Source organism: Nonomuraea mangrovi (assembly GCF_042681425.1).
GTDB lineage: Bacteria > Actinomycetota > Actinomycetes > Streptosporangiales > Streptosporangiaceae > Nonomuraea > Nonomuraea mangrovi.
This window is the reverse complement of sequence record NZ_JBHUFV010000082.1, coordinates 15,992-31,116: the sequence shown is the minus strand read 5'-3', so window position 1 is coordinate 31,116 and position 15,125 is coordinate 15,992. Positions and strand designations below refer to the sequence as shown.

Annotated in this window: 9 protein-coding genes and 2 pseudogenes; 2 read left to right on the top strand and 9 right to left on the bottom strand. The window is 71.7% G+C overall.

The window, feature by feature from the left end:
* The first annotated feature begins 127 nt into the window (after positions 1 to 127).
* Complete coding sequence (locus tag ACFSKW_RS48690; protein WP_379581586.1) at positions 128 to 289, top strand: hypothetical protein; 162 nt, start codon at positions 128 to 130, stop codon at positions 287 to 289.
* Positions 290 to 528: 239 nt separating this feature from the next.
* Here ACFSKW_RS48690 and ACFSKW_RS48685 read toward each other — a convergent pair whose 3' ends face one another.
* From ACFSKW_RS48685 to ACFSKW_RS48665, 7 genes and pseudogenes are all read right to left on the bottom strand, one after another.
* Positions 529 to 1,554: a serine/threonine-protein kinase gene (locus ACFSKW_RS48685; RefSeq protein WP_379581584.1), complete on the bottom strand. Its 1,026-nt coding sequence runs from the start codon at positions 1,552 to 1,554 to the stop codon at positions 529 to 531.
* A 167-nt stretch (positions 1,555 to 1,721) separates the two neighbouring features.
* Positions 1,722 to 6,959, bottom strand: coding sequence for a non-ribosomal peptide synthetase/MFS transporter (locus ACFSKW_RS48680; protein WP_379581582.1), 5,238 nt, complete (start codon positions 6,957 to 6,959; stop codon positions 1,722 to 1,724).
* Positions 6,956 to 10,294 (bottom strand): non-ribosomal peptide synthetase, encoded by a 3,339-nt coding sequence (locus ACFSKW_RS48675; RefSeq protein WP_435192478.1) that lies wholly within the window; start codon positions 10,292 to 10,294, stop codon positions 6,956 to 6,958. The genes ACFSKW_RS48680 and ACFSKW_RS48675 overlap by 4 nt, the downstream gene beginning before the upstream one ends.
* Positions 10,274 to 10,537, bottom strand: a pseudogene (locus tag ACFSKW_RS55055) (AMP-binding enzyme); the annotation flags it as partial. The pseudogene ACFSKW_RS55055 and the gene ACFSKW_RS48675, both read right to left, overlap by 21 nt.
* Positions 10,514 to 11,941 (bottom strand): annotated as a pseudogene (locus ACFSKW_RS55050) (amino acid adenylation domain-containing protein); the annotation flags it as partial. The pseudogenes ACFSKW_RS55050 and ACFSKW_RS55055, both read right to left, overlap by 24 nt.
* Before the next feature lie 66 nt (positions 11,942 to 12,007).
* On the bottom strand, positions 12,008 to 12,385 hold the full coding sequence (locus tag ACFSKW_RS48670) for a cupin domain-containing protein (protein WP_379581580.1): 378 nt from the start codon (positions 12,383 to 12,385) through the stop codon (positions 12,008 to 12,010).
* Positions 12,385 to 12,759 carry a cupin domain-containing protein gene (locus ACFSKW_RS48665; protein WP_379581578.1) on the bottom strand — a complete coding sequence of 125 codons (375 nt, stop codon included), beginning with the start codon at positions 12,757 to 12,759 and terminating at the stop codon, positions 12,385 to 12,387. Before ACFSKW_RS48665 ends, ACFSKW_RS48670 begins: the two co-directional genes overlap by 1 nt.
* A 70-nt stretch (positions 12,760 to 12,829) precedes the next feature.
* Here ACFSKW_RS48665 and ACFSKW_RS48660 point away from each other — a divergent pair, with 70 nt between their 5' ends.
* Positions 12,830 to 13,279, top strand: coding sequence for a MarR family winged helix-turn-helix transcriptional regulator (locus ACFSKW_RS48660; RefSeq protein ID WP_379581576.1), 450 nt, complete (start codon positions 12,830 to 12,832; stop codon positions 13,277 to 13,279).
* Here ACFSKW_RS48660 and ACFSKW_RS48655 read toward each other — a convergent pair.
* Both ACFSKW_RS48655 and ACFSKW_RS48650 read right to left on the bottom strand, forming a co-directional pair.
* The gene (locus tag ACFSKW_RS48655; RefSeq protein ID WP_379581574.1) at positions 13,270 to 14,574 is read right to left on the bottom strand and encodes a nucleobase:cation symporter-2 family protein; all 1,305 of its coding nucleotides are present in this window, start codon (positions 14,572 to 14,574) and stop codon (positions 13,270 to 13,272) included. The two genes, ACFSKW_RS48660 and ACFSKW_RS48655, sit on opposite strands and share 10 nt — an antisense overlap.
* Positions 14,575 to 14,707: 133 nt before the next feature.
* Positions 14,708 to 15,073, bottom strand: a complete 366-nt coding sequence (locus ACFSKW_RS48650) for a hypothetical protein (protein ID WP_379581572.1) — start codon at positions 15,071 to 15,073, stop codon at positions 14,708 to 14,710.
* Positions 15,074 to 15,125 lie beyond the last annotated feature (52 nt).

Here is a 15,125-nt window from a genome sequence, read left to right as displayed (position 1 = left end):
CTGTCTCCGTCGTCATGTCGGCCGCGGTCGGGTTCGTTGTGCTGCGCGCGATTCAGGAGGACGCCTGACGCGATGGTGACTGAGCCTCCCAACGCGGTTGCGTGTGAGGGGGCGAAGATCCTCTGGTATGCGAGCGACGCGGATCGTGATCATCAGGGTCGGCAACGCCATGATCGCGCTGGAGCACAGCGGCTTCTACGGCCGGTTCGATCCCGATCTCACCAGACCCGCCGCCGAGAAGGCGGCGACGAGGCTCCACGAGGCTCTGGAGAGCTCGTCGCGCGGCTAGGCGACCGCCCCCGGCATCGGAGTCGGGCCTTTTCGCTGGTCGGGTGACGAGCACGCCGACGAGTCGGTCACCGTGGGCAGCCGGAACACGAGTTCATCGCCCGGCTCCGGTCGAGCCGGGTTTCGGGCTTCGTGACGTCCTGGACTCCCAGGCCCAGCCCATGGCGATGAGGACGATGACGGTGATGACGATCAGTGAGACCGTCGCGGCGGACTCATGGTCGTGGCTCAGCATCGTGCTCAGGAAGATCTCGGCGGCGCCGTCAAGAGCGGAGGCGAAGGCACCGCCGCCGAAGAGGAATCCGGTGACGCCGACGACGGCGGTGACGGTCTGGCCGGCGCTCGGCGGTACGAATCGAGCGACCAAGGCGCCTTCGACTGCCATCTCGCCGGGCTTTCCTGTGCTGTGAGGATCCTGGTGCCGCGCTGCGGGTGGACATGAGTCGCCGGCTGCTCTCCGGTCATGGTCAGAGCCTCGGCGACCGTCGGCCTCTTGTCCGGGTCCTTGTCCAGCAGCCGGGTGACGAGCTGGGTGAGCCGCCCTGCGCGTTGCGGCACCGGGGGCTCCTCCAGCAGGACCGCGGTCAGCGTCGCGGTCTGGGTGTCGCGCTGGAACGGCGAGACGCCCTCGACGGCCTGGTAGAGGGTCGCGCCGAGGGAGAACAGGTCGCCGGCGGGGAGTCCGTCGGCGCCGCGCAACCGTTCGGGCGCCATGTACTCAGGGGAGCCGACGAACATCCCGGTGGCGGTCAGGGCGGTGTCGGTGCTGTGGACCGCGGTGCCGAAATCGGTGAGCAGCACCTTCCCGTTCCCTGCGAGCATGACGTTGGCCGGCTTGATGTCGCGGTGCACGACACCTTCCTGGTGTGCCACGCCGATCGCCGCCAGCAGCGCCACGGCGACGTGCGCGGCCCTGTCCTCCGGCAGCGGTCCGTGCGCCTTGAGGTGCTCGTTCAGCGAGCAGCCGTCGATCAGCTCCATGACGATCCATGGCAGGCCGTCCTCGACGACGACGTCGTGGATCGCGACGATGTTCTCGTACGTGCGCAACCGGGCGGCGTTGCGGGCCTCACGGATGGCGCGCTCCAGCCGCTCGGCCTGCTCGGCCTGCGTCATCCCCGGCGGCAGGCGCAGTTCCTTGATCGCCACGTCGACGTCCAGGGTCTCGTCCCTGTCCTTCCAGACCCGCCCGAAACCGCCGGACCCCAGCTCGGCGACCAGCCTGTAGCGGCCGCCGACCACATGACCGGCCCGCGTCGATGTCATGGCCACTCCCGCCCTGCCAGCGCGACGGTTGATCATCGTACATGCGCCGGTGCGAGCGTCGTCGCCGCTCGCCTGAAGTCACCACCGGGCTCCCGGGAGGAAGCCGCTCCTCACCTGGGCGACGGCCCCTGCCCGCCGACGGGCGTGGGCCGGGGCCGTCTGACAGGTCAGCCGGTCACGCGCAGCGAGCGGTCGGCCTCGGCCTGGACAGCGTCGAGCGAGCCGGCGATCTCGGCGCCCGCCACCGCGTCGGGAAGGTCGTCCTCCATCCGGCGCAGCGGGCGGTACCACAGCCCGAGCGCCCCCCACACCACCAGCAGTGCGCCGGTCACCGCCAGCAGGAGCCCGATGCCCCGGCCTGACCCCACGCCCACGATCGTGCCGACGACGGTGTCGGCGAGTGCTCCTCCGGGTTCCAGCAGCGGCGAGAAGAACGCTGTGAGCGGCGGCGCCGTGAGGAACGCCAGCGGCGTCATCGACACCGCCAGCATCTGGTTCGTGGCGAGCACGCGTCCCTGCAGCTCCAGTCCCACCTTCATCTGGATGAGCGACAGCCAGTGCGCGTTGAGGACGCTCAGGAACAGCCACGACACCAGGCCGCCGACGGCGGCCAGCACGACCGAGGGCCGCAGGCCGATCAGCAGCACGCCGAGGCCGAAGCCGCTGACGAAGCCCACCATGCCGATCGCCCGGCGGGAGGTGCCGCCCCAGAACACCATGACCAGGCTGCCGAGGACGGCGCCGAGACCTTGCGCGGCGGTGACCGTCCCGACGGCGGCGACGTCGCCGAACGACAGCAGCGTGGGTACGGTCACGGCCAGGGCGAGCATGCCGAGGTAGTTCTCGACGACGAAGAACCCGATCATGATCATGAGCGGGCGACGCCGTACGAGGAAGCGCCAGCCGCCCACGATCGCCTGCGTGAAGGTTTCCTCGAGCCGGTGGAACAGCCGGTCGGGGAAGCGGACGGCCAGCAGCGTGGCCAGGCCGATCAGGAAGGTGACGATGTCGATGGCCACCACGCCGTGCAGGCCGAACAGCGTCACCAGCGCCGCACCCGCCATGGGCGCAAGCAGCATGCCGAGCCCCGTGCCGAGGTTGGCGACGGCGTTGGCCTGCATCAGGTACGGCTTGGGCACCAGCTGGGCGACCGCCGCCAGGTAGGCGGGCCGGTGGAAGGCGGTGACCAGTGACAGCGTCCCCGAGATGACCCCGACCTGCCAGATCCGGAGGTCGCCCGACCACAGCAGCAGGACCAGCGCGGCGGTGGCCAGAGCGGAGACGGCGTCGCAGGCGAGCATGACCAGCCTGCGGTCGACCCGGTCGGCCATGGCGCCGCCCAGCGGTGAGGCGAGCAGGGCGGGCAGGACCGCGAGCATGGTCACCAGCGCGTAGTCCGCCACGCGTCCGCTGCTCTGGTAGGCCCACACGCCCAGCGCGAACGAGGTGAGCGCGCTGCCCAGGAGCGAGGCGGTTTGTCCCGCGGCGACGGTGTAGAAGCGGCGCAGGTCGCGGCGGGCGCTGTCGCCGGTGACACCGACCTCACCGACCGGTTCGGGCAGGTCGCCGGACGACCACGCCGACAGGCTGCCGTCGATGAGCGCGGCGACCTGGGCGGCCTGGTGCTTGAGGAAGTAGTGGCCTGCCTTGGGGATCACCGCGAGCGAGACCCTGTCGGCGAAGGCGCCCCACTCCTTGTAGCGCTCCTGGTAGAGCTCGGTCGCCCGGTCGCGCTCGCCGATCACGCACATCACGGGCGCGTCGAGCCTGCGAGGGACGGCCAGTTGCTCGGTGAACCAGGTGGTGGCCTCCTCCACGTCGTGGCGCAGGGCGCGGATCATGAGGGAGACGTCTCCGGCGTCCTCCTCCAGTCCGAGCGTGCGCAGGAAGTCGCGTTGCGAACGGTCGGAGCTCCACCGCGAGGCGGGGAAGCGCCGGTTCCACCACGCCGAGAGCCTGCCGGGCAGCTGGGCGTCGGGGAAGCTGCCGCCGACGAACAGCCCGGCCACGGGCACGCCCGCCTGCTCCAGCCGTAACGCGACCTCGGTGGCGGGCGCCGAGCCCACGCAGTGGCCGTAGAGCACGACCTGGTCGCTGGGCGGCAGCTCGGCGAGGATGGTGGTGACCAGCTCGGGCAGCGACAGCATGGGCTCGTCGGGTCTGCCGGGGTCGTGGCCGGGCAGCTCGACCGCCAGGACCGCGGTATCGGCGTCCAGTTCGGCCAGCGCGGTGGCCAGCGGCCCGTAGGCGGCGGCCGAGCCGCCTCCGTAGGGCACGCACAGCACGGTACGGCGGGCCGTGGCGGGCCCGGCCAGCCGGTGAAGGATCCCCGCCTCGCCCGCGTCGGCGGACAGGTAGGCGGCGAGCTCCCTGATGGTCGGCCTGGTGAACAAGTCGATGACGCGCAGGGCGGGGTCGATCTCCCTGACCGCGCGGACCGCCTTGAAGGAGTCGCCGCCGAGGGCGAAGAAGTCGTCGTCGACGCCGAGGTCGTCGGTGTCGAGGACCTTCGCCCACGCCGCGGCCACTCTCAGCTCGGCGGGGGTGCCGGGAGCGATCCTCTCACCCGCCGCGGCCACCTCCGGAATGGGCAGCGCGGCCCTGTTGACCTTGCCGAGCGGGGTGAGGGGAAGGCTGTCGAGGACGACGATGGCGGGCGGCACCATGTACTCGGGCAGCCGCTCGCGCAGGCCCGCCCGGATCGCCGCCAGGTCGACGGTGGCGGGAGCCACCCAGGCGGCCAGCCGCCGGTTGTGCGCCTCGCCGATCGGCAGGACGGCGGCCTCCGCGACGCCCGGCTGGTCCTGGAGCGCCGCCTTGACCTCGCCCAGCTCGACCCGGAAGCCGCGGATCTTGACCTGGTCGTCGACGCGGCCGAGGAACTCGACCTGGCCGCCGGCGTTGAGCCTGACCCTGTCGCCGGTCCGGTAGACGCGCTCGCCCGCGTGCTGGACGAACCTGTCCTCCGTCAGGTCGGGCCGGCCCAGATAGCAGCGGGCCAGACTGGGGCCGCCGATCCACAGGTCACCTGGCACGCCCGCGGGCAGCGGGCGGCCGGCCGCGTCGACCACGTAGCAGGTGACGTCGGCCAGCGGGGTGCCCAGGGGGACCGCGGCCGAGCCCGTCGGCTCGGGCGGCGCCACACACGCGAGCACGGAGACCGTCGTCTCCGTGGGGCCGCAGTGGATCTGCAGCTCCAGGCCCGGTCTGGCGGTCCTGACGCGCTCGGCCAGCTCCCACGAGGTCGCTTCGCCCGCGAGGATGAGCAGCTTTTCGGGAAGCACGCTCGCCAGGTCGCCGTGCGCAGCCAGGAGCTCCAGGTGGCTCGGAACCATCTTGATGACATCGATCGGGTGGGACCGCAGGTAGGCGCCGTAGGCCTCGGGATCGGTGGCGGTGTCCTGGTCGACCAGGTGAACGGTCGCGCCGCTGATGATCCCGCCCAGCAGGCAGGTCAGGACCAGGTCGGAGGCGAACGTGGAGACGACGCCGTAGGAGGCGTAGTCGCCGGTCAGGCGTTCGGCCACGGCGAGCAGGTAGTGGACGACGGCCCTGTGCTCGACGGCCGCGCCCTTGGGCCGTCCGGTGGAGCCCGAGGTGAACAGCACGTAGGCCAGATCGGAGGGGGAGACCGCCACGTCGGGTGGGGTGTCCGGCAGGTCCTGCGCGAGGACGTCCTCCAGCGCCAGCGCCCCCGCGATCCTGGGGGCCAGGTCCCGCTCGGCGAGCACCAGGCGGGCCTCGCCGCTGGAGACCATGTAGGCCAGCCGGTCATCGGGGTAGGCCGGTTCGAGCGGCAGGTAGGCCGCCCCCGCCTTCAGAACGCCGAGGATGGCGGGGACGAGCGGGGCGCGCCGCTCGAGGAGCAGGCCCACCACGTCCTCGCGGCCGACGCCCTCGGCGACCAGCCGCTGGGCGATCCTGTTGGCCTGCCTGTCCACCTCGGCGTAGGTCAGCTCGCCCACGGCGATCGCGTCGGGCGTTCTGGCCGCCCAGTCCTCGAACAGCGCATGGAGGGGTCGCGACAGGTCGAAGTCCCGCTTCGGCCCGCTGATCAGCGGGCCCGACATCGGTTCGAGCGGTACGGCCGCGGCAGGGGAGTCGAGGTCGGCGAGCATGCCGTCCAGGAGCGTGACGTACCAGCTCGCCATCCTGCGCGCGGTGTCGTCGTCGAACAGGTCGCGGCGGAAGGTCAGTGAGCCCACATAGGACTCGCCCGCGTTGTTCAGCGCGAGGTTGAGGTCGTACTTGGCCGTGCGCATCGGCGGCTCGAACACCTCGGCGTCCAGACCAGGGAAGCACGGCGCGGCGGCGGGGGAGTCCAGGACGTTGAGCACGGCCTGGAAGATCGGCGTCGTTGCCGGGTTCCGGTCCGGGTTGACCAGCTCGACCACCCGCTCGAACGGCGTCTCGCGGTGCGCGAACGCCTCGATCGCGACGTCGCGGGTGCGGGAGAGCAGCTCGCGCCCCGTCGGGTCGCCCGACCTGTCGACGCGCATGACCAGCGTGTTGACGAAGCAGCCCAGCATACGCTCGGTGTCGGGATGCAGCCTGCCCGCCTCCAGCACGCCGACGGGCACGTCGTCGGTGGCCGAGACGCGGCCGAGCAGCTCCTGCCACGCGGCCAGCAGCACCATGAACGGCGTGCACCCCGTCTCGCCCGCGGCCCTCCTGATCGCGGCCGCGTCGACGCGGACCGGGACCTCGCCCGCCGCCCAGTCGGCGACCGATGGCCGTGGCCGGTCTGTGGGCAGGTCCAGCACCGGTTCGAGACCCGCGAGGCGGTCCGCCCACCAGGTCGCGTCGGGCTGGGGCCGCCCGGCCAGCCACTGGGCGTAGTCGGCGTACCGGACCCTCGGCGGCTCAGGAGGCTCGGCGAGGCCGAGCCGCGCGGTGTAGAGGGCGGCCAGCTCGGTGATCGCCAGGTCGCGCGACCAGGCGTCGAAGGCGACGTGGTGGACGGTCAGCAGCAGGACGTGCTCGTCCACGCCGGTGCGGAACAGCGTGGCTCTGGTCGGCGGTTCCGCCTCAAGCCTGAACGGACGATAGGCCTCCGCCTCCAGGTCGGCGGACTCGTCGGCGATCCCGACGGGCACCTGGTCGGCGGCGACGACCGTGGCGCCGTCCTGGCCAACCAGGGTGCGCAGCACCTCGTGCCGCTCGACCAGGTCCCTGACCGCGTCGAGCAAGGCCGCTGTGTCGAGCGGGCCGCTCAGCCGAACCGCGGTGGGGATGTTGTAGGCGGTGCGCTCGTCCAGCTGGGACAGGAACCACAGCCGGGACTGAGCGGGGGACAGCGGCGCCGGTCCCTCGCCGGTCCTGGCGGGGATGCCGGGCTCGGCCCGCGCCGCCGTACGGCGGGCGGCGGCCAGCCGCTCCGCGAGCCGGTTCTGAAGGTCGGTCACTGGCCTACCTCCAGGTCCGCGATGAGCAGCGCCTCCACGGCTGAGGCGAAGCCCCCCAGCGTGGGATGTTCGAACAGCAGCCGGACGGGGACCTGCAACGCGAGTGCCTCCATGAGCCTGCCGGTGACCAGCGTCGCGGCCACCGAGTGGCCGCCGAGGGCGAAGAAGTCGTCGTCGGTGTTGACGGTGTCGAGGCGCAGTACCGCCTGCCAGACGTCGGCGACCAGCAGCTCAGCCTGCGTGGCCGGCGGGGCGGGTTCCCTGGCCGTGCCGAGGTCGGGTTGTGGGAGCGCTCCCCTGTCGAGCTTGCCGGAGGAGGTGGTGGGCAGGCCGTCCAGACGGATCCAGTGACGGGGGATCATGTGGTCGGGCAGGCGCCGCTTCAGCGACTGCCTCAGGTCGGCGTCCGAGAGCGCCGCGTGGGAGTCGCCGACGAGGTAGCCGACCAGTTGCTCGCCGTGGACCGCCACGGCCGCGTCGGCCACGAGCTCGCGCAGGGCGGTCTCGATCTCGCCCAGTTCGATGCGGTGGCCGCGGATCTTCACCTGCTGGTCGCGGCGGCCGAGGAAGTCGAGACCCCCGTCCTGCCTCCACCGCACCAGGTCGCCGGTTCGGTAGCGGCCCTCGGCGAACGAGGGGGAGCGCAGACCGCGGTAGCCCCGCGCCACGCCCGCGCCGCCGATCCACAGCTCACCCTGGACGCCCGGCGGCACGAGCCTGCCCGCCTGGTCGAGGACCTGGACGTACTCGCCGGGCAGCGGGCCGCCGATGGAGACGCTGTCGCCGACCGGCTCCTGCAGCAGCGTCATCGTGGAGTAGATGGTGGTCTCGGTCGGGCCGTAGGAGTTCCACATCTCGCCGACCCTGGCCAGCAGGTCGCCGGCCAGCACCGGGTCGAGGACCTCGCCGATGCTGACGGCGCGGACCCGCGGGCCGCCCTTCCACCCCGCCGCGACCAGCATGCGCAACGTGGTGGGCGTGGCGGTGAACAGCGTGACGCCCGACTTCTCGATCCTGCGGGCGATCGCGTGGCCGTCGACGGCGTCGTCCCTGCCGAGCAGCTCCAGCCGCAGGCCGCAGGCGAGGCTGACCCACAGGTCGAAGCCGAACACATCGAAGGAGAACGGGGTCAGGCCGAGCATCACGTCGTCGGGCCTGACGCCGGGGGTGACGCGCATGGCCTGGACGAACGCGGCCAGATTCGCGTGCGTGACCTCGACGCCCTTGGGCCTGCCCGTCGAGCCCGACGTGTAGAGGACGTAGGCCAGGTCGCCGGGGTCAGGCAACCCCGCGTGGTCCGTGCCGTCCGGCAGCTCGGCCAGGTCGAGCACGGTCGCGTCGGCCGCCAGCTCACGGGCCATGGCGAGAGCGTCCCCCGCCGAGACGATGGTCGTGACGCCCGCGTCGGCCAGCTGGTAGCGCAGCCGTTCGACCGGTTGGTCGGGCTCGACCGGCACGTAGGCCGCGCCCGCGCGGGCCACGCCGAGCAGCGCGGCGGGCAGGAAACGGTCGCGGGGCAGGCACACGCCCACCGTCGCGCCCGCCGCTGCCGCGCCGAGCGCGGAGGCGATCCGGCCGGACAGCGCGGCCAGCTCGCCGTAGGTGAGCGTGCCCTCGTCGTCGACCACCGCGGGTGCCCCGGGGCGACCGGCGGCCACGTCGAGCACGGCGTGCGCCACCGTCGGCGGGCCGCCGTCGGGCAGCGGCGCGCCCACGCCCCAGTCCTGCAGCATGGCCCGTTCCTCCGCGCTGACCAGTTCGAACGCCGACACCGGCAGGTCGGGCCCGGCCAGAGCGGCGTCGAGCAGCCGCATCAGCCGGTCCGCGAACGCCTCGGCCTCCGACCGGTCGAACAGGTCGAGGTCGTACTCCAGCTGCATCTCCACGCCGTCCACCGTCGTGTTGACGAACACGGTGTACGGTGCCTGTGCCCCGCCGCCGCTCAGCTCGCCGAGCAGCTCGACGGTCAGGCCGTCGCCGGTGGCGGTCACGGGCACGTTCGGCGGCTGGAGGGACAGGACGACGGGGGTGAGCATGGCGCCGCGCGGGCGCTCGATGCCGGAGACGGCCAGGCGTTCCTGCGGGGACAGGCCCAGGTTGTCGAGCGAGCCGGCGGTCGCGGCCGCGGTGCGCGCGACGGCTTGCCGTACGGGGAGGTCGGGGTCGAATCTGACGCGCACGGGCAGCACGTCCACGAGGGGGCCGACCAGCGACTCCAGGTCAGGGTGGGCGCGGTCGGCGACGGCCGCCCCGAGCAGCACGTCGGGGCGATCGGTCTGGGCGGCGACGAGTAGGCCGAGCGCGGTGAAGTACACCGCGAAAGGCGTGGTGCCCGTCGCGGCGGCCAGCTCGTGCACGCTCGCCACGGTCGTCGCGGGGACGGGGCGGGTCAGTCGCGCGCCGCGGAACCTGCTGGGCCCGCCGTCGGCACGACCGGCCAGCTCGTACGGCGGAGCCGCCCCCGCCAGCTCCTCTGCCCAGAACGCGCGCAGCGGCCCCGGATCGACCTTCTGCTCCATGAGGGCGACGTCGCCCACCTGGAGCGGCGGCTCACCGGCCGTCCCGGTGAGGGCCGCCATGAGCGTGACGTTCGACCAGCCGTCGTAGGCGATGTGATCGGTGACGACGACGAGTTCGGCGGTGGTGTCGTCCTGCCACAGGAGGGAGGCGCGCAGCAGCGGCACCTCGGCGGCCAGGTCGAAGCCGTAGGTGATGTCGGGCTCGCCGCCCTCCTCGAACGGCACAGGAGCAGGCGGGCGGACCTCGGCGAAGGGCTCGCCGTCCTCGCCCCTGACGATCACGCTGCGGAGGACCTCGTGGTCACGCACCAGCCCGTCGAGAGCCTCCTTGACGGGGGTGGCGTCTGTAAGGCCGGTCAGGCGCAGCCGGAAGGCGAGCGTGGTGGCGTTGCGGGTGTGACTGACCTCGCGCAGGAGCCACATGCCGTGCTGCGCGGCGGTCAGGGGATAGCGGGTGTCGCCGTGATGGCGGACCAGGGCGGCGGAGGGTGCTGCGGGTTCGGCTGCCTCGACGAGAGGAGCCAGCTCGGCGACCGTCGGCCGGCCGAGGAACGCGGTCAGCGCCACCCTGGCGCCGAGGTCGCGCTCGATCATCGCGCAGGCGCGGGCGGCGGCGAGGGAGTGGCCTCCGAGGTCGGTGAAATGGTCATGGACGCCCACGCGGTCGAGGCCGAGGACGGCGGCGACGATGTCGGCGAGGCGGCGTTCGGTGTCGGTCGAGGGAGCGGTGTACTCACCGGTGACGCTGGAGAAGTCGACGGCGGGGAGAGCCGCACGGTCGATCTTGCCGGTGGGACCGAGGGGGATGCGGTCCATGATCGCGATGCGGGAGGGGACCATGTAGTCGGGCAGGCGCTCCCTCAGCCACTCCCTGAGTCCGGGCTCGGTGAGGGGCCGGGATCCGTCCGCGGAGGCGCCGCCGGTCTCGACGTAGGCGATGAGGCGGCGGACGTCGCTGCCGTCGGCCTGGGTGAGGACGACGGCGTGGTTGACCGACGGATGCCTGGCCAGCGTGCCCTGGACCTCGCCGAGCTCGACCCTGAATCCCGCGACCTTCACCTGGTCGTCGTTGCGTCCGGCGTAGAGGTGAACCTCGCCTTCGCGGCGGACCAGGTCCCCGGTCCTGTAGTGCCGCACGCCTTGGTCGTCCACGACGAAGCGTTCGGCGGTCAGGTCGGGCCGGTTCAGATAGCCGCGGCCGACCAGCGGCCCCGCCACCCACAGCTCGCCGATCTCGCCATCGCCGAGCGGGTTGCCGTCGCCGTCGCGCACGGACAGGCTCGATCCTGCGTAGGCGGTGCCGATGGGCGGCTCGTCGCCGGAGTCGCGGAGCACCTCGTGGGAGGTGCAGGTGACCGTGCACTCGGTCGGGCCGTACACGTTGACGACGCGGCGCACGCCCGGGTTGGCGTAGACGCGGTCGGCCAGCGCTCTGGTGAACGGCTCGCCGCCGGCGATGACCATCCGGACGCTCGGGGGGAGCGGCTCGGCGAGCAGGGCGATGAGGGCGGACGGCGCGCCGTACACGCCGGTCACCTCGTCGCGGGCGGGGAGCGAGGGCAGCGACAGGAGGGTGTCGGCGACGATCACGGTGCCGCCGGTGATCAGCGGCAGGAACATCTGGGTGACGCTGGGGTCGAAGCAGACGGAGGTGGCGAAGAGCATGCCGTCGAGCTCGCCCGCGTAGTGCTCGGCCTCCCAAGAGAGCAGGGCCATCGCGTTGCGGTGCTCGATGACGACGCCCTTGGGGCGTCCGGTGGAACCGGAGGTGTAGATCACGTAGGCGGCGTCGGAGCCGCTGCCCCGATCGTCCGTCACGTCGGGCGAGGGCCGGCCCTCGGTGTCGGCGAGGGTGTCGAGGAGCAAGGGCGTGGCGCCCGAGGCGCGGAGGACGGCCTCCTGGCGCCGGGCGACGGGCGTCGATGTGATCAGTTGCGCCATCTGGGCATCGGAGGCGATGAACTCCAGGCGATCGGCAGGGTAGGCCGGGTCGAGCGGCACGTACGCCGCGCCTGTCTTCAATACGCCGAGCAGTGCCGCTAACAGCCCTTCGTCCCTGTCGAGGCACACGCCCACCGAATCGCCCCGGCCAGTCCCCCGGCGGCGCAGTACGGCGGCGATCAGTTCGGCTCGTTCGTTCAGTTCGGCGTAGGTCAGGCGGGTGGTGCCCGCCACCACCGCGATGTGCTCAGGAGTGCGTCGCACCTGCGCGGCGAAGGCCTCATGAACTCGTTCGACCACCAAGGGATCTCCCCCAGCAAGAGTGTCGGCTTTTTCGCGGGACACATTTGCACTGTTCAGGGAGCGTTCGGTGCTTATGACACCTTTCGTTACCGTAACGATGATCTTGTCAGAAGGTAAGAAAGCTTCCTCTGACAGAGTCCGGTAAGAACCTTCCTTCTCGGGGTCAGTGGGGTCACGCTGTCGGGTTGCGCCCGGTCGCGCGCCCGCGTCGGACGGCATGCGTCCATCCGTGCCAGGGCGCGGATGGACGCATGCCGTGATTCCTGGTGATGTCGGTGCCGAGGCTCACCGCGCCCATGGCGGGACGAACGGCTCCATTCCCGGCATGATCGCCTGGCCGCCGACCGGCAGTACCGCGACGAGCTCGGCCGGCTCGTCGTGCGGGTTGCCGACGGCGAACGGGGTGTGCGGCGGGACGATCAGCGCGTCGCCGGCGGTGAGGAGGTGCTGTTCCCCCTCGAGCGTCGCGGTCAGACCGCCGGACAGGACGACGAAGATCTCCTCCCTGTCGACCATGTGGACGTTGTCGGCGGGCGTACCCGCCGCCATCGTGAAGCGCCACGCGCAGGTCTCGCTCGCGCCCCTGCTGGGAGCGGCGAGGCCGATGGCGGTGACATGCGGCACGGTGAAAGTGGGCGCGTCGGCCCCGCGGATGACGCCCATCACACTGCCGCGGGGGGAACGATGGTGGTGCCGTCGGACAGACGCGCCAGGGCGCCGACGGGCAGCGCGACCACCAGCTCGAGCGGCTCGTCGTGCGGGTTGCTCAAGGCGAAGTTCACTCCGGCGGGTACCACGATCCCGTCACCCGCGGTGACGGGGTGCTCGGTCCCGTCCAGGTGTGCCACGCCGCCGCCGGCGACGACGATCAGGACCTCCTCGCGGTCGAAGGAGTGCGGGTTGGGCTCGGTGCCCGGCGCGACGATGGTGCGCCAGACGCAGGTCTCGGTCGCGCCCCTGCTCGGCGAGGCGAGGCCGGTGAAACGGGTGGTGCCGATGGTGAAAACGGGTGCTGTGGCTCCGCTGATGACGGGCACGGGTGTATCCTTTCCTCAGATCTACAACCAAGGTTTTCAACCATGGTTGTCTATCTTGAGAGGAATGTCAATGGACTTCGGAGTCCTGCTCGGGCTCGCCTACAACCAGTTCGTCGCCGAACTGCACGAACACCTGGCCGAACACGGGTTCACCGACCTGCGGCCGACGTTCGGCTACGCGTTCAAGGTGCTGGCGATAGGGCCCATCACGACCAGCGGTCTCGCGGCGAAGCTGGAGATCACCCCGCAGGGCGCGGCCAAGACCGTCGAGGAGATGGTGGCCGCCGGATACGTCGAACGGGTGCCCGACCCCGCCGACGGGCGGGTCAAGATGCTGCACCTCACCGACGCCGCGCGGGCCCTGATGGCGGTCGCCCACGACTTCCACGTCGACTACGAGCGGCGGATGGCCGCCGAACTGGGCGAGGCCCGGGTGGCGACGCTGCGTGAGGCGCTCACCGCGGTGGTGGCGCGCAGCGACTCGCCCGAGGGCCTCGCCCGCACGCTGCGTCAGCTCTGAGCGACGACCTTCCTGTCCGTGTGGTTGAACAGCAGGTTGAGCAGGATCACCGCGACACAGCCGGCGCTGATGCCGCTGTGCATGATGATCTGGAACCAGTGGGGGAACTTGTCGTAGATGCCTTCGGCGCCGAGCGGGACCAGCGCGATCCCGATCGACAGGGCCACGATGAGCAGGTTGGAGTTGCCGGAGAATCTCACCCTCGACAGGGTGCGGATGCCCGTCGCGGCGACCGTGCCGAACATCGCGATGCCCGCGCCGCCGAGCACGGCCGGCGGCACCGCGGCCACGACCGCGCCGAGCATGGGGAACAGGCCCAGCAGTACCAGGATGCCGCCCGACACCGCGACCACCCAACGGCTCTTCACGCCCGTCAGGCCGACCAGGCCGACGTTCTGCGCGAACGCGGTGTAGGGGAAGGTGTTGAAGACGCCGCCGAGTGCCGTGGACAGGCCGTCGGCGCGCAGCCCGTCGGCCAGCCGTCCGGGCGGCAGGTCCGACTCGGTGATCTCGGCGACCGCGATGAAGTCGCCCGTCGTCTCGGTCATCGACACCAGCATCACGATGATCATCGATACGATCGCCGCCACCTCGAAGGTGGGCAGCCCGAAGTGGAACGGCGTGCTGACGCCGATCACGTCGGCCCGGCCGACGTGGGAGAAGTCGGTGAAGCCGAACGGGATCGCCGCCAGCGTGCCGATCACGATGCCCAGCAGCACCGCGATCCGAGCCAGCGCGGGAGGCGCGAACCTGTAGAGGGCGATGACGAGCGCGAGGACGGCCGCGGCGAGCGCGATGTTGCGCGGTTCGCCGTACGAGGGAGAGCCGGCCCCTCCCGCGGCCCACGTGGCGGCCACCGGCAGCAGCGTGATGCCGATGATGGTGATGACCGTGCCGGTGACCAGCGGCGGGAAGAAGCGCAGGAGCCGGCTGAAGAACGGCGCCAGCGCCACGACCAGCAGACCGGAGACGATCACCGCTCCGTAGATCGCGGGCAGCCCGCCGCCCGTGGTGCCGATGAGCACCATCGGGGTGACGGCGGCGAACGTGCAGCCCTGCATGATCGGCAGGCGGACGCCGAAGCGCCACACGCCTACGCACTGGATGAGGGTGGCGACGCCGGAGACGAGAAGGTCGGCGTTGATGAGGTAGGCGAGGTCGTCGGGCGGAAGCTTCATCGCGCCGCCGACGATGAGGGGCACCGCGACCGCTCCCGCGTACATCGCGAGGACGTGCTGCAGGCCGAGCGCGACCGTTTGGGGGAGGGGCAACCGCTGGTCCACCGGGTGTGTCATGTGGCTCTCCGGGGGTCGGGGGGATGCGGTCAGTACATCAACCGCGTGTTTCCCGCGCGTGTCCCCCGCTCACGAAACTCCGGCCTGTGGAACGTGGCGGTTTTGGAGGATCCTCCATGCCCGCAAGGAGACGTCAGCGACCGTCCATGGCGGCCGCGGCGGCGGCGCCGGCCGAGGCCTCGTAGAGCTTGAACGCCCCGAACACCAGGGCGCCCAGCAAGACGAGGAAAACGATCACTCCGATCACCACCCGGTGCCGGCGCGCTTTCGGCGGCGGCGCGTAGACGACGGGCGGCAGCTCGTCCGGCGTGTACGGCAGGCGCACCGTCCCCGGCCCCTCGAAGGCGGGGTGGCTGTGCGGTCCGGTCGGCTGTCCCTGGTGCGGTGGGGCGGGAGGTCCGGCCGGCGGCGGGGGCTGGACCGGCAGCGGCTGGCTGACCTGGCCGGGCTGCGGTCGGCGGATCCGGACCGTGCGGTTGGGATCGCCCTCTGACGTCATGTGTGCCCCCGCGAGCTTCGCCGATCTCTAACGCCGAATATAGCCAGCTGTC